The following is a 20,435-nucleotide window of genomic DNA, read 5'->3' as shown; positions in this document are numbered from 1 at the left end:
AATGAGTGTGCTAATTAGACGCCTGTGCCTAACAACTGCAGTTTCTTGCATGAGTTGGTTGTTGGTCGCGTGTGGCCCCCAACGACTCCCTTCCGGTTTGGTGTATTGCTCCGAAGGGAACCCTGAGTCTTTTAATCCACAATTGGTGACGTCTGGCACGACAATCGATGCCACCTCGCACCAAATTTATAGTCGCTTAGTGGATTATGATACCCAGTCAGGCAAGCTTGTCCCTGCCTTGGCGACGAGTTGGGCTATGTCCGATGATGGCTTAAGCTATCGCTTCACCCTCAGGGAAAACGTGCAGTTCCAGCATTCGAAGCGGTTTACCCCAACACGGCCCTTCAATGCCGACGATGTGTTGTTCTCCTTTAAGCGTATTATCGATACCCAGCATCCTTATCATTTTGTCTCCCGCACGGGTTATCCCTTCTTCCAAAGTATTGGCTTTTCTGAACAAGTTAAAGGGATAGAAAAGATAAACGATCATGAAGTGGTCTTTTATTTGACCCGCAAAGACGCTTCATTTCTGTCAAATCTGGCCACCGACTTTGCGGTGATTTTATCCGATGAATATGCGCAGCAGCAGTTAGCCTTGGGTCATCCTGAAAACGTCGACCACTTTGCCATTGGCACTGGGCCGTTCACCTTAGTGCAGTACGCGAAAAACGAATATATTCGCTATCGTCGTCATCCTGACTTTTGGGGCGAACCAGCAAAAATCGATATGCTGGTATTTGATATCACGCCCAAAAGTACCGTCAGACTCGCAAAACTTATCGCGGGCGATTGCAGTGTGTCTGCGCTGCCCAAAGCGGGTGAGCTGCCTGTTATCAAGCAACATGAAGAATTGAATATTGAGTCACAACCTGGACTCAACGTGGCATTTTGGGCCTTTAATACGCAAAAGCCGCCACTGAATGACGTCCGAGTGCGCCGCGCACTGGCCTATGCGGTCGATAAACAAAATATCCTGCGGGCGGTTTATCAAAATACCGCCATTGAAGCCACAGGCGTTCTGCCGCCAGCGTCTTGGGCCTACGACAATAACAAAGGGCTTGTGGATTACAATCCGCAAAAAGCGCGCGACCTCTTAAAAGAAGCAGGCATTAAAAATCTCAGTATCGATATTTGGGCTATGCCAGTTGCCCGCGCCTATAACCCCAATGCGTTAAAAACGGCCGAATTAATTCAATCTGATCTGGCCAACATAGGCGTCAAAGTGAATATCGTCAGTTACGACTGGAGCGTGTTTAGTCAGCGGCTCAGCCGCGACGACTATGATTCAGTGTTAATTGGCTGGAATGCTGATAACAGCGATCCCGATAACTTCTTTACTCCATTGCTGAGCTGCGCCGCAATGCAGTCGAACAACAATCGTTCTCGCTGGTGTAACCCTGAGTTTGATGCCATCTTAGATAGCGCAAGAGAAGTGTCGGATCAGGGCGAACGTAAAGTGATTTATCAACAAGCAGAAGCCTTTTTAGCTGAACAAGTGCCTATGCTGAGTCTGGCCCATGCCAAACGTGTGGCGTTGACTCGCCATGATGTTAGAGACATGCAACTCACGCCTTTTGGTGGCATTTCCTTCGCCCACACTAGCCAAGCACAAGAGGAGGCGAATTAATGTTTAAATACCTACTGCGCCGCCTCAATTTGTTTCTTGCCACCTCGTTAGTCATGGTGGGTGTCTTATTTTACGCCACGGGCTTATTTCCGGTGGATCGCACCCACGCACTCACAGGCATACATACACCGACTGCGAGTCAACTGGTTCAAATCGAGCAGGACTACAAATTAGATAAAAACCAAGCGTGGCAATTTATCGCTTATCTACAACAAAGGCTTAGCGGTAATTTAGGCATTTCAGTCACCTCACATCAAGAAGTGGCCGAAGAACTCAGCGCCGTCCTACCCGCCTCCTTCGAACTTGCTGTGATGGCGGCCATTATCGCGATTTGCTTTGGTGTGCCCTTAGGCGTACTTGCCTCTCAGAGCCAACATAAGCTCACCCAAAATACCATTATGGCGATCACGCTAACTGGCTACTCTGTGCCCGTGTTCTGGTTAGGTCTTTATCTTTCACTCTGGTTTGGCGTCGATCTTGGTTGGTTACCGATTTCGGGACAAATCAATTTGTTATATGAAATCAAACCTGTCACTGGCTTTATGTTGGTAGATACCCTGTTGTCAGAGTCTGAATACGGCATGTCGGCATTTAAAGATGCGCTGCTGCACATCATTTTGCCTGCCACGACACTGGCCGTGTTACCTTTTACTGTGGTGGTTCGCAGCACGCGATCGGCGATGATGAATGTGATGAATCAAACCTTTATCCGCGCCGCCGAAGCCAGAGGCATGCATACTGGGACTATTATACTGCGCCACGCCCTGCCTAACGCCTTGATCCCCGTGCTGAAACATTTAGGGTTAATGCTAGGTTCCTTTGCCAGTTATGCCATAGTGGTCGAAATGATTTTCTCTTGGCCTGGCGTGGGGTCTTGGCTGGTGTCAGGGATTTACCAACGGGACTACACTGTCATCCAAGGTGGTATTTTGGCCGTAGCCCTATTAATTATCTTCCTAAGTATCTTGATTGAAGTGCTGCATACAGTCTTTAATCCACTGAGCAGAAAAGACCTTTATGCCACCAGTTAAAATTTATCAAGAAGATCAGATTGCCTCACCGACTATGCGGGTTTGGCTTAACTTTTCGGCTAATCCTTTCGCCTTGGCAGGTCTGTGGACGATTGCTTTCCTGCTCTTGCTAACGCTATTTGGTCCTATGATTGCGCCCTTCCCACCAGAGGCACAAGATCCCAGAGCCTTGCTATTGCCGCCCTCTTGGGATCCCTCAGGCACTGTGGCACACTTTTTAGGCACAGACGATTTAGGCCGCGATATCTTCAGCCGATTATTACACGGCGCGCACTTGACCTTTGGTATGGCGCTGCTGATCGTCGTCACAGCATTATTCACAGGCTTTATCATAGGGTCACTGTCCGGCATGATGCGGGGCTTAAAATCCAGTATTCTCGGGCACTTACTCGATGCATTGTTATCAATCCCTTCATTGTTGATGGCCATTTTAGTGGTGGCGGTAATGGGGCCAGGGCTTGAAAATGTGTTCTGGGCCGTCGGAATTGCCTTAACCCCGCAATTTGTGCGCTCGATACACCAGTCAGTGCATGAAGAGTTGCAAAAAGAATACGTCACAGCGGCGCGTTTAGATGGCGCGAACTCAATGCAAATTTTTTGGTATGTCATCATGCCAAACGTGTGGGAAGTAGTGATCATTCAAACCACACTTGCCATTTCGGCCGCCATTTTAGATATCGCCGCCCTCGGTTTTTTAAGCTTGGGGGCGCAGGCACCAAGCCCAGAATGGGGCGCTATGGTCGCCCAAGGTATGGATAATTTATTAACGGCGCCTTGGGCTGTAACTATCCCGGGCTTAGCGATTCTTTTCAGTGTGCTTTCCATTAACTTGGTTGGCGATGGCCTACGGTCGGCGCTTGCGCCCATCAGAAACTAACTTATGCCTTTACTCGACGTACGAAATCTCACGATTGAACTCGATACGCCCCACGGTAGAGTGCGGGCGCTCGAAAAAGTCAGCTTAACGCTCAATGCCGGCGAAATTCATGGCCTAGTCGGTGAGTCTGGCTCTGGACGAAGCTTGTTAGCAAGAGCGATTCTTGGGATCCCTGGTCCCAACTGGACCATCACAGCCGATCGCATGATGTGGGATGGCAATAACTTGATGGCCATGAGCTCAAAAGAGCGCCGCAATCTGATGGGTTCAGACATGGCGATGATCTTCCAAGATCCATCGGGCAGCTTAGATCCGGCGCAAACCGTCGGCAGTCAGCTGATGCAAGCCATGCCTAAGAATCCCAACGCCTATTTTTGGCAACGTCGTCGACATGCACGGCTGACAGCGCAAAAATGGCTACATAAAGTCGGGATTAAAAATCCACGACAGGTGATGTCTAGCTATGCGTGGGAATTATCCGAAGGCGAATGCCAAAAGGTGATGATTGCGATGGCGGTTGCTAATCAGCCTCGCCTCTTGATTGCCGATGAACCCACAAGCTCAATGGAACTCAGCACTCAAGCGCAAATATTCAGATTATTATCTCAATTAAATCAATTACAAAACGTATCGATTCTATTGATCAGCCACGAGCTTGAAACCTTAGCCCAATGGTGCGATCACTTATCCGTGCTCTATTGCGGTCAGGTTATGGAATCGGGGCCGACAGACGAAGTGATTAAGCAGCCTTATCATCCTTACACTAAGGCGCTGCTTGACAACATGCCCGACTATTCAGGCTCAGGTGGCCACAAGGCGATTATGCCCACCCTTCCAGGGTCTGCGCCCGCCTTACAGCATTTGCCAATCGGTTGCCGTTTAGGGCCTCGTTGCCCTGAAGCACAAAAAAAATGCGTTAATCAGCCAAATTTAAGTCATATTAAAGACCGCTATTTTGCCTGTCATTTCCCTTATCACGGCGAAACCCACAATGACGACCCCACTGCTTAAAGTTAACGATCTTTATAAAAGATACGATACCGGTTATCGAGGCTTTTCCCGCCAATATAACGATGCCTTAGCGCCCGTATCCTTCGAACTCCAACGCGGCGAAACCTTAGCCATAGTGGGTGAAGCAGGTTCGGGTAAGAGCACCTTAGCCCGCATTTTAGTCGGTGCAGAGCCCCGCAGCGGTGGCGAGATTTTTTTCGAAGGTGAAGCCTTAGACAGCCGCGATATCAAGCAAAGATGCCGCTTGATTCGAATGATTTTCCAAGATCCGAATACCTCACTAAACCCGCGTTTGACAATTGGCCAGTTGCTCGATGAGCCGCTGCGTTTTAATACCAAAATGTCGGCGCAATCACGGCACACCCAAGTGGTCGACACATTGCGCAAAGTGGGCTTATTACCTGAGCATGCGGAGTTTTATCCGCACATGATTTCCGAAGGCCAGAAACAACGCGTTGCGGTAGCGCGAGCCTTAATGCTCAATCCTAAAATTATTATTGCCGACGAAGCCTTGACCGCGCTTGACCTTTCAGTACGCTCACAAATTCTTAATTTGCTGCTGAAACTGCAAAAAGACCTCGGCTTGTCTTATATCTTCGTATCCCATAATCTCAATATTATTCGCCATGTTAGCGATAAAATTATGGTGCTGCACAAAGGTGTAATGGTCGAGAAAGCGCCTACAGAACAGATATTTAACTCGCCACAACATGAATATACCCAGAGGTTGATCCAAGAGCAGAGTCTGTTTGTCCATAAACGTTAAACTGCTCCAACCACTTAAATAATTAGGTGAATTGGCTAAAAATAGGTGCCATTTACCCGCCGAAATATTTATCCTATTGGTCATTTTGATAGAAGAAGCTTAAACATGATTATCAAACCAAAAATTCGTGGATTCATTTGTACCACTACACACCCAGTCGGTTGTGAAGCAAACGTTCAAGAACAAATCACGCTAACCAAAGCTAAAGGTAAAATTGCTAACGGCCCGAAAAAGGTATTAGTGGTTGGTTCATCAAGCGGTTACGGTCTGTCTTCACGTATCGCAGCCGCTTTCGGTAGCGATGCCGCAACGATTGGCGTGTTCTTCGAAAAGCCAGGTACTGAAACGAAACCAGGTACTGCGGGTTGGTACAACTCTGCCGCTTTCGACAAATTTGCTAAAGCTGAAGGCTTATATTCTAAGAGCATTAACTGCGATGCCTTTAGCCATGAAGCAAAACAAAAAGTGATCGAACTTATTAAGCAAGATCTCGGTGAAATCGACATGGTCGTTTACTCACTGGCATCACCTGTGCGCAAACTGCCGGATTCTGGTGAACTCATCCGTTCTGCATTAAAACCAATCGGTGAAACTTACACTGCGACTGCGGTTGATACCAATAAAGACTGCATCATTGAAGCCACCGTTGAGCCTGCAACTGAGCAAGAAATTGCCGACACTGTAACAGTGATGGGCGGCGAAGATTGGGAACTGTGGATCAAAGCCTTATCTGAAGCCGGTGTATTAGCGGATAACTGCAAAACCGTAGCCTATAGCTACATCGGTACTGAACTGACGTGGCCAATCTACTGGCACGGCGCCCTTGGCAAGGCCAAGATGGATTTAGACCGCGCAGCAAAAGCCTTAAATGAGCAATTGTCAGCTACTGGCGGTAGCGCTAACGTAGCGGTACTGAAGAGCGTTGTAACTCAAGCGAGTTCGGCTATTCCAGTCATGCCTTTGTATATCGCTATGGTATTCAAGAAAATGCGTCAGGAAGGTCTCCATGAAGGTTGTATGGAGCAAATCTATCGCATGTTCAGTGAGCGTCTATTCCGCGCCGATGGTGCTAAGCCAGAAACTGACAGCGACAATCGCATCCGTTTAGACGATTGGGAACTGCGTGAAGATATTCAGCAACACTGCCGTAATCTGTGGCCACAAGTGACCACAGAAAACTTGTCAGAATTAACGGATTACCGTGAATACAAAGCTGAATTTATTAAATTATTCGGCTTTGGTATCGAAGGTATTGATTACGATGCCGACGTTAACCCATACGTTGAGTTTGACGTTATCGAGCTCTAATCGACTGCGATAGCTGATCACTGCTTATCACAACGTAAACGCCACTTTTTAGTGGCGTTTTTATTTGCAACGCCCACACTAAGATGCGCTACACTCGTTTCCACTAATCACTCCCTCAATAAGGAAAGACGATGAAAATTAGCGCAAGAAATACGCTCAGTGGCACGATCAAATCCATAGAAATGGGCGCGGTAAACAATGAAGTGACTATCGAACTTGCACCAGGTGTCGTATTGACCTCTGTGGTAACTAAAGCATCCTGTGAGCGCCTAGGGCTTAAAGTGGGGGATTCGGCTTATGCACTCATCAAAGCCAGCAGCGTGATGATAGGCGTTGATGATTAGCACGACTGTAACGTCGCGCTTGATGTGATGGAAGAGTAAATCTGACGGGGCTGCTGTGGCAGATCCCCTTCAAACTCATCGACATACTTCATCGCATTGAAAAACAAAAAGGCCAAGTGAAATCACTTGGCCTTTTTAATCGAAGTTTACTAGTAGGGTAGCCAGTTCAACGCGCTATCCTCACTTAAATTATTCTTCTACAGGGTAAAGCACCTTGGCATTGGCTTTAAGTGAATCTATCAAGCCACGGTAGTCTGCTTCGCTGTATTGAGCGTTCAGGCGTTGTTTAAGCGCATTAACCAGCTCATCACTCACACCTTCAGCAGCGTTGACTTTATCTAGCGCAACCACGGCATAACCATTTGCTAAACCCACGGTATCGACAACTGGAGAAGTGCTTGGTGTTGGCATTTGGAACGCTTTGCCTACAATCGCAGCATCAACATCTTGCGCGCCGCGGCCTAGTTTCGCTTTAGCCACTAAGCCAAGATCCGTTGCACCGGCTTTAACTTGTGCCATCAGCTCTTGTGCTTTCGCACGGGCAGCTTCGTTTGCTTGATCTTGCTTCAAACGTTCGGCGATATTGGCTTTCACTTCCGCTAAGGCCAAAGTGCCCGCATCGTGATGTTCCTTCACACGCACCACCACCACGTGGTTAGGTTCAAGCTCAATCACTTCACTGTTTAACCCTTTTAGCATAACAGTTTCAGAGAACGCAGCTTTAACTAAGTCTGGCTTGTTCAGCGCAGCAGGAACGTTATCGCGAGAGAACAGTGGAGTCGTCTTAATATCGACGCCCACAGCTTTAGCAGTTTCAGATAGTGTATCTGGCACTTCATAGCTAGTATCAGCCAATTTGCTTTGTAAGCTGTAGAACTGATCAACCGCTTTCTTATCTTGCAATTGCGCCACTATCTTAGCTTTCACATCGGCAAAGGGTACAGTCACACCAGGTTGCACATCTAATAGCTTGATAATGTGGAAACCAAAGTCAGTTTTAACCACAGCAGAATGTTGGCCTTTGTTCAATGCAAATAATGCAGCATCGAAAGCGGGGTCCATCACACCTGGTTCAAACCAATCCAGTTTACCGCCCTGCTCTGCACTCAAGGTATCGTCAGAGTTAGCTTTAGCCAGATCAGCAAAATCGGCACCGCTGTCTAATTGCTTCGCTAAATCTTCAGCCTTGGCTTTTGCAGCCGCTTCATCGCTACCTGGCATAACCAGAATGTGTGCTGCAAGACGCTTCTCATTAGACACGTATTGCGCTTTATGTTCTTCGTAATAAGCTTGCGCTTCTTCGTCTGAAACTGGGTTATTTTTAGCAAAATCAGCCGCATTCAGCTCAACATATTCTAAGCTCACCATTTCAGGGCTCATAAACTGCCCTTGGTTTGCGTCGTAATAGTTTTTCACTTGCTCGTCAGTCACAACCGCTGTCGCGAAGAATGGCGCAGAATCAACGACTAAATAACGCACATCGCGGGTTTGGCCTTGTAACTCAGCTAACTGCTTAGCTTCGCCAGCTAACACAAATTCAGTACCAACTAGCGCTGCCGTTAACTGACGACGGGTCATATCGACGCGCATCATGTCTCTGAATGCCTGTGGTTGATAACCTAACTGACGTAGAATCGCTTGATAACGGTCGTTATCAAATTTGCCATCGGTTTGGAATGCGGGTTCAGTTTTCACGGCTGCAATGATCTGTTCGTCAGATACACGCAACCCCATAGCCTTAGCCGCTTGATCTATCAGTTTGTCAGCCACTAAGCGCTCTAATACGCTCTGCTTAATACTTTGTAGATATTTTTCGTCAGCAGATAACGCAGCAAACATCTCACCTAGCTGTTGCTCCATACGAGAGCGCTCGCTTTGGTAAGCCTGCTCAAGCTCAGCTTTAGTGATTATGTCACCGTTCACTTCTGCTGCAGGCACATCAGTTGTAGAACCTAAGTAACTGCTGACTCCTGCAAATGCAAAAGATAAAATCACAAGTACGAGAATGCCTTTAGCAATCACGCCTTGCGAACCATCGCGGATCTTTTCTAACATCAGATTTCTCGCTTGTTGCGATTAACAAAATAAAAAGGCGCATCAGTTTGAGATGCGCCTTTCTGTAATTTATGGGGAATATTCAGACGCTACCACAGGTAAATTCTAAAACCCCGAGTAATGGTAGAAATTAAGCTTCATATTCCATTACTTTCAATTCGTAAAAAGCACTGATAAACAGTGCTTGTCATTACGAATGCCTTACAAAGGCTACGATATTAATGATTAATTAACAGCGTCTTTCAGTGCTTTACCAGCTTTGAATGCTGGAATTTTAGCTGCTGCGATTTTGATTTCTTCACCCGTTTGTGGGTTGCGACCAGTACGCTCAGCGCGTTCACGCACTTCAAAAGTACCAAAACCAACAAGAGAAATTTTATCACCTTCTTTCAGACCTTCGGTCACAGCAGCGATAAAAGAATCCAGTGCACGGCCGGCAGCGGCTTTAGAAATGTCAGCACCAGATGCGATTTTCTCGATTAGTTCAGATTTGTTCATGTCATCCCCTTGAATGTAATTTTTTTGCGCCGCAACCAAATCCGTCTCTAGAGCGGTCTGCGGAGGCTTTTATAACAAGCTTGAATTCAAAGTTCAAGCTGAGTTCGAAAACCAAAGAAATAAAACTGGATACAGCTCAAAGCCAGTTGCGCCAAGGGCTTGGAGCAGCTGGCTCTCCACAGACCTAGGCTACCACAGGTCTACGCTTTGTTAAGCCCCTTTTTTCATTTTTTTTAACGTGATAGCGCAATTTCTTGCGTTATGCCAAGTTTTTAACCACTTCGAAGCCTTCAACCGGTCTTTCTAGAGCCAGTTTTAACACTTCATCGACCCAACGCACGGGACGAATTTCTAAATCGGCAATCACATTGGCAGGAATTTCTTCCAGATCACGCTCGTTTTCTTTTGGTATAAGCACTAATTTTATGCCCCCGCGGTGTGCTGCCAGCAGTTTTTCTTTCAAACCACCGATAGGTAACACTTCACCACGTAAGGTTATTTCACCTGTCATGGCCACGTCGCTACGCACTGGGTTACCCGTTAAGCTGGATACTAAAGCGGTACACATAGCCGCACCGGCTGATGGACCATCTTTTGGCGTTGCACCTTCTGGCACATGCACATGGATATCACGCTTCTCGTAGAAATCCGCATTGATACCTAATTGTTCCGCACGGGCGCGAACAACTGTCATCGCCGCTTGAATTGACTCTTGCATCACGTCGCCAAGGGAACCGGTATAAGTTAATTTACCTTTACCAGGTACCGATGTTGCTTCAATCGTTAGCAGATCACCGCCTACTTGTGTCCACGCTAAGCCTGTCACTTGACCGATTTGGTTCTTCGACTCGGCTTTACCGTAATCGAAGCGCTGCACGCCAAGGAATGACTTAAGATTCTCTTGATTCACAGTGACAGATTTTACTGATTTATCGAGCAAAATCATTTTCACGACTTTACGGCAAATCTTAGACAATTCACGCTCAAGCGAACGCACGCCCGCTTCACGGGTGTAATAGCGGATAATGCCAACGATAGCGCTATCCTCTACTTTAATTTCAGCCGCTTTTAAGCCGTTGCGCTCAATTTGCTTATTCAGCAAATGTTGCTTAGCAATATTCAGCTTCTCGTCTTCGGTGTAACCCGACAAACGGATCACTTCCATACGGTCCAGTAATGGCCCAGGAATGTCCATAGAGTTAGACGTTGCCACAAACATCACATCGGATAAGTCGTAATCGACTTCGAGGTAATGATCGTTAAAGGTCGCATTTTGCTCAGGATCTAACACTTCTAATAAAGCAGAAGCCGGATCGCCGCGCATGTCTGAACTCATCTTGTCGATTTCATCGAGCAAGAATAATGGGTTTTTCACGCCCACCTTAGCCATTTTTTGAATGACTTTACCTGGCATAGAACCAATATAGGTACGGCGATGACCACGGATTTCAGCTTCATCACGCACGCCGCCTAAAGCAACACGCACATACTTACGACCGGTCGCCTTAGCGATCGATTGACCCAAGGAAGTTTTACCCACACCTGGAGGTCCAACGAGACACAGGATTGGTCCTTTAAGCTGACGCACTCGGCTTTGTACTGCCAAATATTCCAAGATACGTTCTTTAACTTTTTCCAGACCGAAATGATCGGTATCGAGCACTTCTTGGGCTTTTGCTAAATCACGTTTGATTTTAGAGCGTTGGCTCCAAGGCACTGACGTCATCCAATCCACATAGCTGCGCACAACTGTGGCTTCTGCCGACATTGGCGACATCATACGTAGCTTGTTAAGCTCTGCCAGGGCTTTTTCTTTCGCCTCGGCGGGCATATTAGCCTCTTCAATCTTACGATTTAAGGCTTCAAACTCGTCATGGCCTTCGTCTAAGTCACCCAGTTCTTTCTGGATGGCTTTCATCTGTTCGTTCAGATAGTACTCACGCTGACTTTTTTCCATCTGTTTTTTAACGCGGGTACGGATACGTTTCTCAACCTGCAATAGGTCGATCTCCGATTCCATCATCGCCATTAAATATTCCAGACGCTCGCCAACGTTGATCATCTCAAGCACAGATTGCTTATCTTCAAGCTTAAGTGGCATGTGTGCAGCCATAGTATCTGCCAGACGCGCCGCTTCATCGATACCCGATAAAGAGGTCAAGACTTCTGGCGGGATTTTTTTGTTCAGCTTGATATAACCTTCAAACTGACCAATAGCACTGCGCACTAACACTTCTTCTTCTTTGTCTTCCAGCGGTTCTGATTCCAGATACTCAGCCTTAGCCACAAAGAATTCTGTTTCTTGGGTGTAACGGGTAATACGGGCGCGACGACCGCCTTCTACCAACACTTTGACTGTGCCGTCTGGCAGCTTAAGTAACTGTAAAATAGAGGCAACCGTACCCACTTCGAAGATGTCATCTTTTGATGGTTCATCGAGTTCGGCATCACGCTGCGCCACTAAAATAATTTGCTTATCCTGCGCCATTGCGGTTTCGAGACATCGAATAGATTTTTCTCGTCCGACAAATAACGGAATTACCATATGGGGATAGACCACCACATCTCGCAGTGGCAGCACGGGGAGTTCGATATGCGCTTCACGCTCTTGGGTCATAGTTCGATTCCGTTTTGGTGAAATGGATTAATACTGGAGTATATTGGGACGCTTTATTGAGTTTCAATGGCTAATACGAAAAAAGGAGTCCATTGGACTCCTTGTTTTTCAGTTTATTAGCAATCAGTACAATTATTGCTCGCCAGAGGCTGCTTGGGCTTCATTGTGCTCATAAATCAGGATAGGTGCAGATTCACCTTTCACGACTGATTCATCGACAACGGCCTTCACTACACCATCGACTGAAGGAATATCGTACATAGTATCCAGTAGAATACTTTCAACGATTGAGCGTAAGCCACGGGCACCAGTCTTACGTGACATCGCCTTGTGTGCTATCGCTTTAAGTGCATCTTCACGGAACTCAAGCTCGACGCCTTCCATCTCAAATAACGCACTGTACTGCTTAGTCAGGGCATTTTTAGGTTGAGATAAAATTTGCACTAGGGCTTCTTCATCCAGCTCAGTCAGAGTCGCAACCACAGGTAGACGGCCGATAAACTCAGGAATTAAGCCATATTTGACCAAATCGCCAGGTTCAACTTGAGTTAAGGTTTCAGAAATCGTCGCCTTCTCTTTTTCGCCTTTTACCTGAGCACCGAAACCAATACCCGAACCAACGTGTGCACGTTGCTCAATCACTTTCTCAAGCCCTGCAAACGCACCGCCACAGATAAACAGGATCTTAGAAGTATCGACTTGTAAGAATTCTTGCTGTGGATGCTTACGGCCACCTTGTGGTGGAACCGCGGCAACAGTACCTTCAATCAGCTTAAGCAGCGCTTGCTGCACGCCCTCACCCGATACGTCACGGGTTATCGATGGATTGTCTGACTTACGGCTAATTTTATCGATTTCATCGATATAAACGATACCACGCTGCGCTTTCTCTACATCGTAGTCGCACTTTTGCAGCAACTTTTGAATGATGTTTTCAACGTCTTCACCCACATAACCCGCTTCGGTCAGTGTCGTGGCATCGGCCATAGTGAAAGGTACATTGAGTGAGCGCGCAAGGGTTTCAGCCAACAGCGTCTTACCGCTACCCGTTGGACCGATAAGTAAAATGTTACTCTTACCCAGCTCGATACCATCTTTAGGCGACGCATTTTTCAAACGCTTATAGTGGTTATACACTGCCACAGACAGCACTTTTTTCGCTCTGTCTTGGCCAATCACATAATCGTCTAAATGTGCACGCAACTCATGTGGTGTCGGTAACTTATCGCTATCGCGCTTTGGAGAGATTTCTTTAATCTCTTCACGAATGATGTCGTTACATAACTCAACACATTCGTCGCATACATACACTGATGGGCCAGCAATGAGTTTTCTGACTTCATGCTGGCTCTTTCCGCAAAAAGAGCAGTACAGCAATTTACCGCTGTCACCATTATTTTTGTTGTCGCCCATTAATTACCTCATTTGCAGTCTGCTCTACTGCCTGTCTTAAATTTGCTTAACCTTTACAGAGCATAGCTCAGTCAAAAGCAAAAATCAGCCGCGTTTCGTCATCACAGAGTCAACTAAGCCATATTCGACGGCTTGAGTCGCGCTCATAAAGTTGTCACGATCGGTATCGCGTTCAACGACTTCGAGCGGTTGGCCAGTGTGCTCGGCTAACATTTGGTTAAGCTTATTCTTAATGCCTAAGATTTCTTTGGCATGGATAGCGATGTCAGAAGCCTGACCTTGGAAACCACCCAGTGGTTGATGGATCATCACGCGAGAATTTGGTAAACAGTGACGTTTGCCCTTCTCACCACCGGCTAATAAGAAAGCGCCCATGCTGGCCGCTTGGCCGATACAGACAGTGCTAACATTCGGTTTGATAAACTGCATGGTATCATAAATCGCCATGCCTGCGGTGACTGAGCCACCTGGAGAGTTAATGTATAAAAAGATATCTTTATCTGGGCTTTCTGATTCTAAGAATAATAGTTGCGCCACGATAAGGTTTGCCATGTGTTCTTCAACTTGACCTACCAAAAAGATAATCCGCTCTTTCAACAAACGAGAATAAATATCGTATGAGCGTTCACCCTTAGCAGTCTGTTCGATCACCATAGGCACTAAAGCACTTTGTATGTCTGACGCATTATGCATTATTCACTTCCCTAAATAAAAATGGCTCGCATGAGGAGCCTCATACGAGCCATTATAAATGGCGAACAGCTAATCAAGTCAAGCTTAGCTTATGCGCGACCAGTAGCCTTGTTCATAAATTCTTCAAAAGCGACTTCTTTTTCGGTCACTTTGGCAGATTTCAACAGTGCTTCAACCGCTTGCTCTTCTAAAGCAACGTTGCGCATGTTTTGCATCAGCTCTTTGTTGCTGTTGTAATAAGCAACAACTTCACTTGGATCTTCGTAGGCAGAAGCCATAGAAGCGATCAAACCTTGTACGCGTTCGTCTTCTGCTTTCAGTTCGTTAGTCTTGATGACTTCGCCTAATAACAGACCGATTTTAACGCGACGTGCAGCTTGTTCAGTGAACAATTCAGCTGGCAGTTCAGGCATGTTGGCCGTTTGATTGCCAAAACGTTGCATTGCTTGTTGACGCAGTACGTTAACTTCGCCATCGATCAGTGCTTTTGGCAGAGTGATGTCATTGTTAGCTAACAGACCGTTGATCACTTGCTCTTTCACGTTAGCTTTTAACGCTTGCTCAAGTTCACGGTTCATGTTTTTACGGATTTCAGCTTTAAGGGCTTCTAAGCCACCTTCGCTGATACCGAACAGAGCAGCAAACTCATCATTTACTTCTGGCAGGTTAGCCGCTTGAACTTCAGTCAGCGTAATCGCGAACTTAGCCGCTTTACCTTTCAGGTTTTCAGCGTGATATTCTTCTGGGAAATTCACGTCGATAACAAATTCTTCGCCCGCTTTGTGACCTAAAACGCCAGCCTCAAAACCTGGGATCATACGGCCGCTACCCAATTGCAGTTCGAAATCGTCAGCTTTTCCGCCTTCAAATTCTTCACCATCAACTGAACCAACAAAGTTCATTTTCACTTTGTCGCCATCGGCAGCTTCACGTTCAACAGCAGCGAAAGTCGCGTGTTGTTTACGTAGGGTTTCAATCATAGTGTCAACGTCAGCGTCAGTCACTTCAGCTTTTGGTTGTTCTACTTCGATTGCATCTAAGCCTTTCAGCTCAACTTCTGGATAGATTTCAAAGGTAGCGATAAATTCGAACTTTTCGCCATCAGTAGAACCAGGAACAAAAGTCGGTGCACCGGCTGGGTTTAACTTCTCAGCAATAATTGCTTCGATGAAGTTACGTTGCATCACTTCACCCATGATGTCTTGACGAATCGCTGCGCCGTAACGTTTGTTAATCACAGTAATAGGCACTTTACCAGGACGGAAACCTGGGATACGAGCACGCTTAGCTTCACGTTGTAAACTGTCTTTAACCAGCTTTTCAATTTGTTCAGCAGGAACAGAAATGGTCAGGCGACGCTCTAGGCCTTGGGTTGCTTCAACAGAAACTTGCATTGTTTTACCTCGAAATTTGTCTAACGTCCTTTGTAATAGCCGATTCATCAACTATTCAGGTATTCGTTTCTTGATCATTAAATTTGACTACAATGCCCACCACTACTGGCTTTAGGCACAGGTCGCTCATAGTTGATATCTATCAAGACGCGACATTATAGCCACCGTTTTCTGCAGAGTCGAGCCTCAACAGCCGAATCTGGGGTATAAAAAAAGCGACACAAGGTCGCTTTTTTTAATTTGTACTCAAAGTACTAAAAATGGGGTGACTGATGGGGCTCGAACCCACGACAACCGGAATCACAATCCGGGACTCTACCAACTGAGCTACAATCACCACTGAAACTGGTACGCCCGGCAGGATTCGAACCTGCGACCACCCGCTTAGAAGGCGGGTGCTCTATCCAACTGAGCTACGGGCGCATGGTTTACAGAACTTTCTGTATCCTAACCGATTTTGGAAAGCACTTAGCTAACCCTATCATTCGCTTATTTGAGTTCAAATTATCTTTAAATTCATTGAAGCAAACAATAATAAAGTGGTCGGTGATAGAGGATTCGAACCTCTGACCCTCTGGTCCCAAACCAGATGCGCTACCGGGCTGCGCTAATCACCGAAGGTCTTACATTTTTTTGGTATCAACTCAGAGGATTTCCTCTGGTCCGTTCTCACCCAAAATCTGGATACGCTATTGGACTGCGTTAATCACCGAAGGTCTTACATAACAATTCCAGTGCTAGATGAACACATCTGCCTGAGAACGGAGCGCATCTTATCCCCTCACTTTACAACCGTCAACGATTTTTTTATTGATTGACTCTAGGTGCTGAATTATCAGGCTAATCCGGTTTTTTTTATCCATTTGGCGACGGCTTTAACCATGACACAGTAGCTGTGCCCTGTTAAAATAGCTGCGATTGCCAATCTCTGTGTTAACTACTGTTTTAACCATCGCCCATATAAAGGATATCCTACACCCATGACAGCCCAAATAATCGACGGCAAGGCGATTGCTCAATCCATCCGCACTAAGCTCAGCGAAAAAGTCACCGCCCGCAAAGAGGCTGGACAGCGCATTCCGGGTTTAGCCGTAGTATTAGTGGGAGCCGATCCGGCATCACAGGTTTATGTTGGAAGCAAACGTAAGGCCTGTGAGGAAGTTGGATTTATTTCTCGTTCATACGATTTAGAAACAAGTTGCAGTGAAGATGAGTTGCTGAGCCTTATTGATAGTCTGAATGATGATCCGACCATCGATGGCATTTTAGTGCAACTGCCATTACCTGCCCATATCGAAGATTCAAAAGTCATCGAACGTATTCGCCCAGATAAAGATGTCGATGGATTTCACCCGTATAACGTTGGCCGTTTAGCGCAGCGTATTCCTGTGCTGCGCTCTTGCACGCCGATGGGCATAATGACACTCATCAAATCCACCGGCGTTGATACTTATGGTTTAGATGCTGTCGTGGTTGGTGCGTCTAATATTGTCGGTCGTCCTATGACGTTAGAATTACTTTTGGCGGGTTGCACTACGACCACTTGCCACCGTTTCACTAAGAATCTTGAGCAAAAAATTCGTATCGCAGATCTCGTGGTTGTCGCAGTCGGTAAACCCGGCTTCATTCCTGGTGAGTGGATCAAGCCCGGCGCTATCGTCATTGACGTAGGCATTAACCGTTTAGATAACGGCACCTTAGTCGGCGATGTGCAATATGAGGTCGCGGCGCAAAATGCCAGCTTTATCACTCCAGTCCCCGGCGGTGTTGGTCCGATGACGATTGCGAGTCTATTGGAAAACACCTTATACGCTGCCGAGCAATATCACGACTAAGTTCTAAGTTCTAAGTTCTAAAGTTCTAAAGTTCTTCAGCCATAAAAAAACCTGCATGATGCAGGTTTTTTTATGGCTGAAGATTTCGTCTAGATGAGAGAAAACAACTAACTAAGCTTATTTCTTACGCCAAGTGGTACCACTTGGGCCATCTTCGAGCTCAACGCCTAACTCATTCAAACGGTTACGCGCCACATCCGCAGCAGCCCAGTCCTTTTCAGTACGAGCACGGTTACGTTCAACGATTAAAGCTTCGATTTCAGCCACTTCATCGTCACTACCGCCGCCTTGGAAGAAAGCTTCAGGCTCTTGGCTTAATAAGCCTAACACATCCGCTAATTGCTTCAAGGTGACTGCTAATGCCGATGCCTGTGCCATATCGGTCAGTTTTAAGCGATTGATCTCACGTACCATGTCAAACAGGACTGAATAGGCTTCAGGTGTATTAAAATCATCATCCATCGCCGCTTTAAATTTCGCGACAAACTCTTCTGCTGGCGCCGCAGCGACAGTCAAGTCGACATCTTTAATGGCGGTATATAAACGCTCTAAAGCTGAGCGAGCTTGTTTCAAGTTATCTTCTGAATAGTTCAGTTGGCTACGGTAATGGCCAGATAACAGGAAATAACGCACAGTTTCAGCATCATAGTGACCAAGTACATCGCGAATAGTGAAGAAATTGCCTAACGACTTAGACATTTTTTCACGGTCAACCATCACCATGCCAGTGTGCATCCAATAGTTCACGTATGGCGTGTCATGGGCACAGCAAGACTGGGCGATTTCGTTCTCATGGTGTGGAAATTGTAAGTCAGAGCCGCCGCCATGAATATCAAAATGCAGACCTAAATGTTTGCTGTTCATGGCCGAACATTCGATATGCCAGCCAGGACGACCCGGTCCCCATGGCGATTCCCACGTCGGTTCACCAGGTTTAGACATTTTCCACAACACAAAATCCATTGGATTTTGTTTGGTTTCGTCCACTTCTACCCGAGCACCGGCTTGTAGTTGATCTAAATTCTGACCCGATAAACGGCCGTAATCAGGATAGGAAGCCACGCTGAAAAGCACATCACCATCGCTCGCCACATAGGCATGGCCACGGGCGAGTAATAACTCAACCATGTCGATGATTTCGGCAATATGCAGGGTTGCGCGCGGTTCAAAATCGGGGCGCAACATATTTAAGGCATCGAAGTCTTGATGCATTTCACCGATCAAACGCTCGGTTAAGGCTTCACAGCTTTCGTTATTCTCGTTAGCGCGCTTGATAATTTTGTCATCAACATCGGTGATATTGCGCTGAAAATTCACTTCATAACCCGCGTAACGCAGGTAGCGCACTATCATGTCAAAGGAAACAAAAGTACGGCCATGACCAATATGACAGAGATCGTATATGGTCACACCACACACGTACATCCCGATTTTTCCGGGAGTAATCGGCTTAAATTCCTGTTTTTGGCGGGTAATACTGTTGTAAATCTTCAACATCGATATTCTCTTCAATGATACATTCAGGTGTAAAATCAAGGAGTCAGTCTACCACGGCCTGACAGGTTTTGAATACTGCACTTTGCGCGCAATCCGAGATAAGTTAGAATCGCGCCACTATTTACAGAGAGTATGAAAACATGATCACAATACACACCAATTTGGGCGACATTAAACTGCAACTGAACGCTGAAAAAGCGCCGTTAACAGTAGCAAACTTTATGAAATATGTTGACGAAGGTTTCTTCGACGGCACTATCTTCCACCGTGTGATTGACGGTTTCATGATCCAAGGTGGTGGCTTCAACGAAGACATGAGCCAAAAACGTTGTAACGAGCCAGTGAAAAACGAAGCCAATAACGGTTTATCAAACCGTACTGGTACTGTCGCTATGGCACGTACTTCTGATCCACATTCAGCCACTGCACAGTTCTTCATTAACGTGAACGACAACACTTTCCTCGATTTTAAATCAGAAACCTCACAGGGCTGGGGCTACTGCGTATTCGGCGAAATCGTTGAAGGCATGGACATTATCGAAAAAATCAAAGCTGTTAGCACTGGCAACCGTGGCATGCATCAAGATGTGCCATTAGAAGCCATTGTGATTGAAAAAGTCAGCGTTTCGGCATAATCCCTGCGGATGCGAACTTTATTTATAGGCGATCTGCACCTGAGTGCAGATCGTCTTGATATCACCCAAGCGTTCACTCGCTTCCTCGACACTGAACTCGATGATGCCGACGCCCTCTATATCTTAGGTGATTTGTTTGAAGTCTGGGTTGGCGATGATATTGCCTTGCCTTTTGCCCTCGAACTCGCCGAAAAACTCAAGCAAATATCGCAAAAGCTGCCGGTCTATTTCATCCACGGTAACCGTGACTTTATGTTAGGCAAGCAATTTGCGCGCGCCGCAGGAATGCAAATCTTACCCGAAGTGAAGTGCCTGAATTTATACGGCATAGAGACGGTTATCTTACACGGCGACAGCTTGTGTACTTTAGATAAAGCCTACCAGCGCTTTCGGAAACTGCGCAGTTTGTCACTGGCGCGTTGGCTATATGGTTGTTTATCCAAGAAAACCCGTCAGGGTATCGCCGATAAAATTCGCAGCAATAGCAAAAGCAGCAATCAGCAAAAAAGCTATACCATCATGGATGTGGAGCCCAATGCGGTCGATGCGTTATTTGCCAAGACCCACACCAAACATATGATCCACGGTCATACCCACAGACCCGCCATTCATCAACTTGCCAATGGCTGTCAACGTATTGTGGTGGGCGATTGGTATGAGCAAAGCAGTGTGCTGAGTGTAAGCGCCGAAGGGATTAATTTGCAGTCGTTACCCTTCGAAACGACAACTTAAATTAGCTTGCTTTTATTGGCCTTGTTTCAGCTTAAAGACGCTTCATATTAACGGTTCGAGCGAACCGTTAATCGTTTTAGCTATATCGACTTAATTCATCAA

General features: G+C 46.5%; 17 protein-coding genes and 3 tRNA genes. 10 read left to right on the top strand and 10 right to left on the bottom strand.

The window, feature by feature from the left end; all coding sequences use genetic code 11:
- Position 1: 1 nt before the first annotated feature.
- The 7 genes from sapA to BM607_RS02575 all read left to right on the top strand — a co-directional run bounded on the left by sapA (position 2) and on the right by BM607_RS02575 (position 6,964).
- Entirely contained in the window at positions 2 to 1,627 is a 1,626-nt protein-coding gene (sapA, locus tag BM607_RS02605; RefSeq protein ID WP_071938995.1) for an ABC transporter substrate-binding protein SapA, read from the top strand.
- Positions 1,627 to 2,658: an ABC transporter permease gene (locus BM607_RS02600; protein WP_006085371.1), complete on the top strand. Its 1,032-nt coding sequence runs from the start codon at positions 1,627 to 1,629 to the stop codon at positions 2,656 to 2,658. Before sapA ends, BM607_RS02600 begins: the two co-directional genes overlap by 1 nt.
- On the top strand, positions 2,645 to 3,535 hold the full coding sequence (locus BM607_RS02595; protein ID WP_006081133.1) for an ABC transporter permease subunit: 891 nt from the start codon (positions 2,645 to 2,647) through the stop codon (positions 3,533 to 3,535). Before BM607_RS02600 ends, BM607_RS02595 begins: the two co-directional genes overlap by 14 nt.
- Positions 3,536 to 3,538: 3 nt before the next feature.
- The gene (locus BM607_RS02590; RefSeq protein WP_063883145.1) at positions 3,539 to 4,546 is read left to right on the top strand and encodes an oligopeptide/dipeptide ABC transporter ATP-binding protein; all 1,008 of its coding nucleotides are present in this window, start codon (positions 3,539 to 3,541) and stop codon (positions 4,544 to 4,546) included.
- Positions 4,527 to 5,312: an ATP-binding cassette domain-containing protein gene (locus tag BM607_RS02585; protein WP_006085370.1), complete on the top strand. Its 786-nt coding sequence runs from the start codon at positions 4,527 to 4,529 to the stop codon at positions 5,310 to 5,312. Before BM607_RS02590 ends, BM607_RS02585 begins: the two co-directional genes overlap by 20 nt.
- A 105-nt stretch (positions 5,313 to 5,417) precedes the next feature.
- Positions 5,418 to 6,620, top strand: coding sequence for an enoyl-ACP reductase FabV (gene fabV / locus BM607_RS02580; RefSeq protein WP_011846466.1), 1,203 nt, complete (start codon positions 5,418 to 5,420; stop codon positions 6,618 to 6,620).
- A gap of 131 nt (positions 6,621 to 6,751) precedes the next feature.
- Positions 6,752 to 6,964, top strand: coding sequence for a molybdopterin-binding protein (locus BM607_RS02575; RefSeq protein WP_006085368.1), 213 nt, complete (start codon positions 6,752 to 6,754; stop codon positions 6,962 to 6,964).
- Positions 6,965 to 7,153: 189 nt separating this feature from the next.
- Here BM607_RS02575 and BM607_RS02570 read toward each other — a convergent pair whose 3' ends face one another.
- From BM607_RS02570 to BM607_RS02530, 9 genes are all read right to left on the bottom strand, one after another.
- Complete coding sequence (locus BM607_RS02570) at positions 7,154 to 9,019, bottom strand: SurA N-terminal domain-containing protein (protein WP_071938996.1); 1,866 nt, start codon at positions 9,017 to 9,019, stop codon at positions 7,154 to 7,156.
- A gap of 225 nt (positions 9,020 to 9,244) precedes the next feature.
- Positions 9,245 to 9,517, bottom strand: coding sequence for a nucleoid-associated protein HU-beta (gene hupB, locus BM607_RS02565; RefSeq protein WP_006081127.1), 273 nt, complete (start codon positions 9,515 to 9,517; stop codon positions 9,245 to 9,247).
- 259 nt (positions 9,518 to 9,776) lie between these two features.
- Positions 9,777 to 12,134, bottom strand: coding sequence for an endopeptidase La (gene lon, locus BM607_RS02560; RefSeq protein WP_071938997.1), 2,358 nt, complete (start codon positions 12,132 to 12,134; stop codon positions 9,777 to 9,779).
- 132 nt (positions 12,135 to 12,266) lie between these two features.
- Positions 12,267 to 13,547, bottom strand: coding sequence for an ATP-dependent protease ATP-binding subunit ClpX (gene clpX / locus BM607_RS02555; protein ID WP_006081125.1), 1,281 nt, complete (start codon positions 13,545 to 13,547; stop codon positions 12,267 to 12,269).
- An 84-nt stretch (positions 13,548 to 13,631) separates the two neighbouring features.
- The gene (clpP, locus tag BM607_RS02550) at positions 13,632 to 14,240 is read right to left on the bottom strand and encodes an ATP-dependent Clp endopeptidase proteolytic subunit ClpP (RefSeq protein ID WP_006081124.1); all 609 of its coding nucleotides are present in this window, start codon (positions 14,238 to 14,240) and stop codon (positions 13,632 to 13,634) included.
- Between the two features lie 89 nt (positions 14,241 to 14,329).
- Positions 14,330 to 15,634: a trigger factor gene (gene tig / locus BM607_RS02545; RefSeq protein WP_071938998.1), complete on the bottom strand. Its 1,305-nt coding sequence runs from the start codon at positions 15,632 to 15,634 to the stop codon at positions 14,330 to 14,332.
- Positions 15,635 to 15,895: 261 nt separating this feature from the next.
- A tRNA-His gene (locus BM607_RS02540) sits at positions 15,896 to 15,971 on the bottom strand.
- A 9-nt stretch (positions 15,972 to 15,980) separates the two neighbouring features.
- Positions 15,981 to 16,057, bottom strand: a tRNA-Arg gene (locus BM607_RS02535).
- Positions 16,058 to 16,174: 117 nt separating this feature from the next.
- A tRNA-Pro gene (locus tag BM607_RS02530) sits at positions 16,175 to 16,251 on the bottom strand.
- A 363-nt stretch (positions 16,252 to 16,614) separates the two neighbouring features.
- Between BM607_RS02530 and folD the strand changes: the two genes are divergently transcribed.
- Positions 16,615 to 17,469: a bifunctional methylenetetrahydrofolate dehydrogenase/methenyltetrahydrofolate cyclohydrolase FolD gene (folD, locus tag BM607_RS02525; RefSeq protein WP_071938999.1), complete on the top strand. Its 855-nt coding sequence runs from the start codon at positions 16,615 to 16,617 to the stop codon at positions 17,467 to 17,469.
- A 117-nt stretch (positions 17,470 to 17,586) separates the two neighbouring features.
- On the opposite strand, the gene cysS is transcribed toward folD, so the two are convergent.
- Complete coding sequence (gene cysS / locus BM607_RS02520; protein WP_006081121.1) at positions 17,587 to 18,966, bottom strand: cysteine--tRNA ligase; 1,380 nt, start codon at positions 18,964 to 18,966, stop codon at positions 17,587 to 17,589.
- 140 nt (positions 18,967 to 19,106) lie between these two features.
- On the opposite strand from cysS, the gene BM607_RS02515 reads away from it, so the two are divergent.
- Both BM607_RS02515 and BM607_RS02510 read left to right on the top strand, forming a co-directional pair.
- Positions 19,107 to 19,601 (top strand): peptidylprolyl isomerase, encoded by a 495-nt coding sequence (locus BM607_RS02515; RefSeq protein ID WP_012588029.1) that lies wholly within the window; start codon positions 19,107 to 19,109, stop codon positions 19,599 to 19,601.
- Between the two features lie 9 nt (positions 19,602 to 19,610).
- On the top strand, positions 19,611 to 20,333 hold the full coding sequence (locus tag BM607_RS02510; protein WP_071939000.1) for a UDP-2,3-diacylglucosamine diphosphatase: 723 nt from the start codon (positions 19,611 to 19,613) through the stop codon (positions 20,331 to 20,333).
- The last annotated feature ends 102 nt before the right edge of the window (positions 20,334 to 20,435 follow it).

Origin of the sequence: Shewanella sp. SACH (genome assembly GCF_001887095.2) — a bacterium.
GTDB lineage: Bacteria > Pseudomonadota > Gammaproteobacteria > Enterobacterales > Shewanellaceae > Shewanella > Shewanella baltica.
Note: the sequence above shows the minus strand (reverse complement) of the source record. Positions and strands in the feature narration are given on the sequence as shown.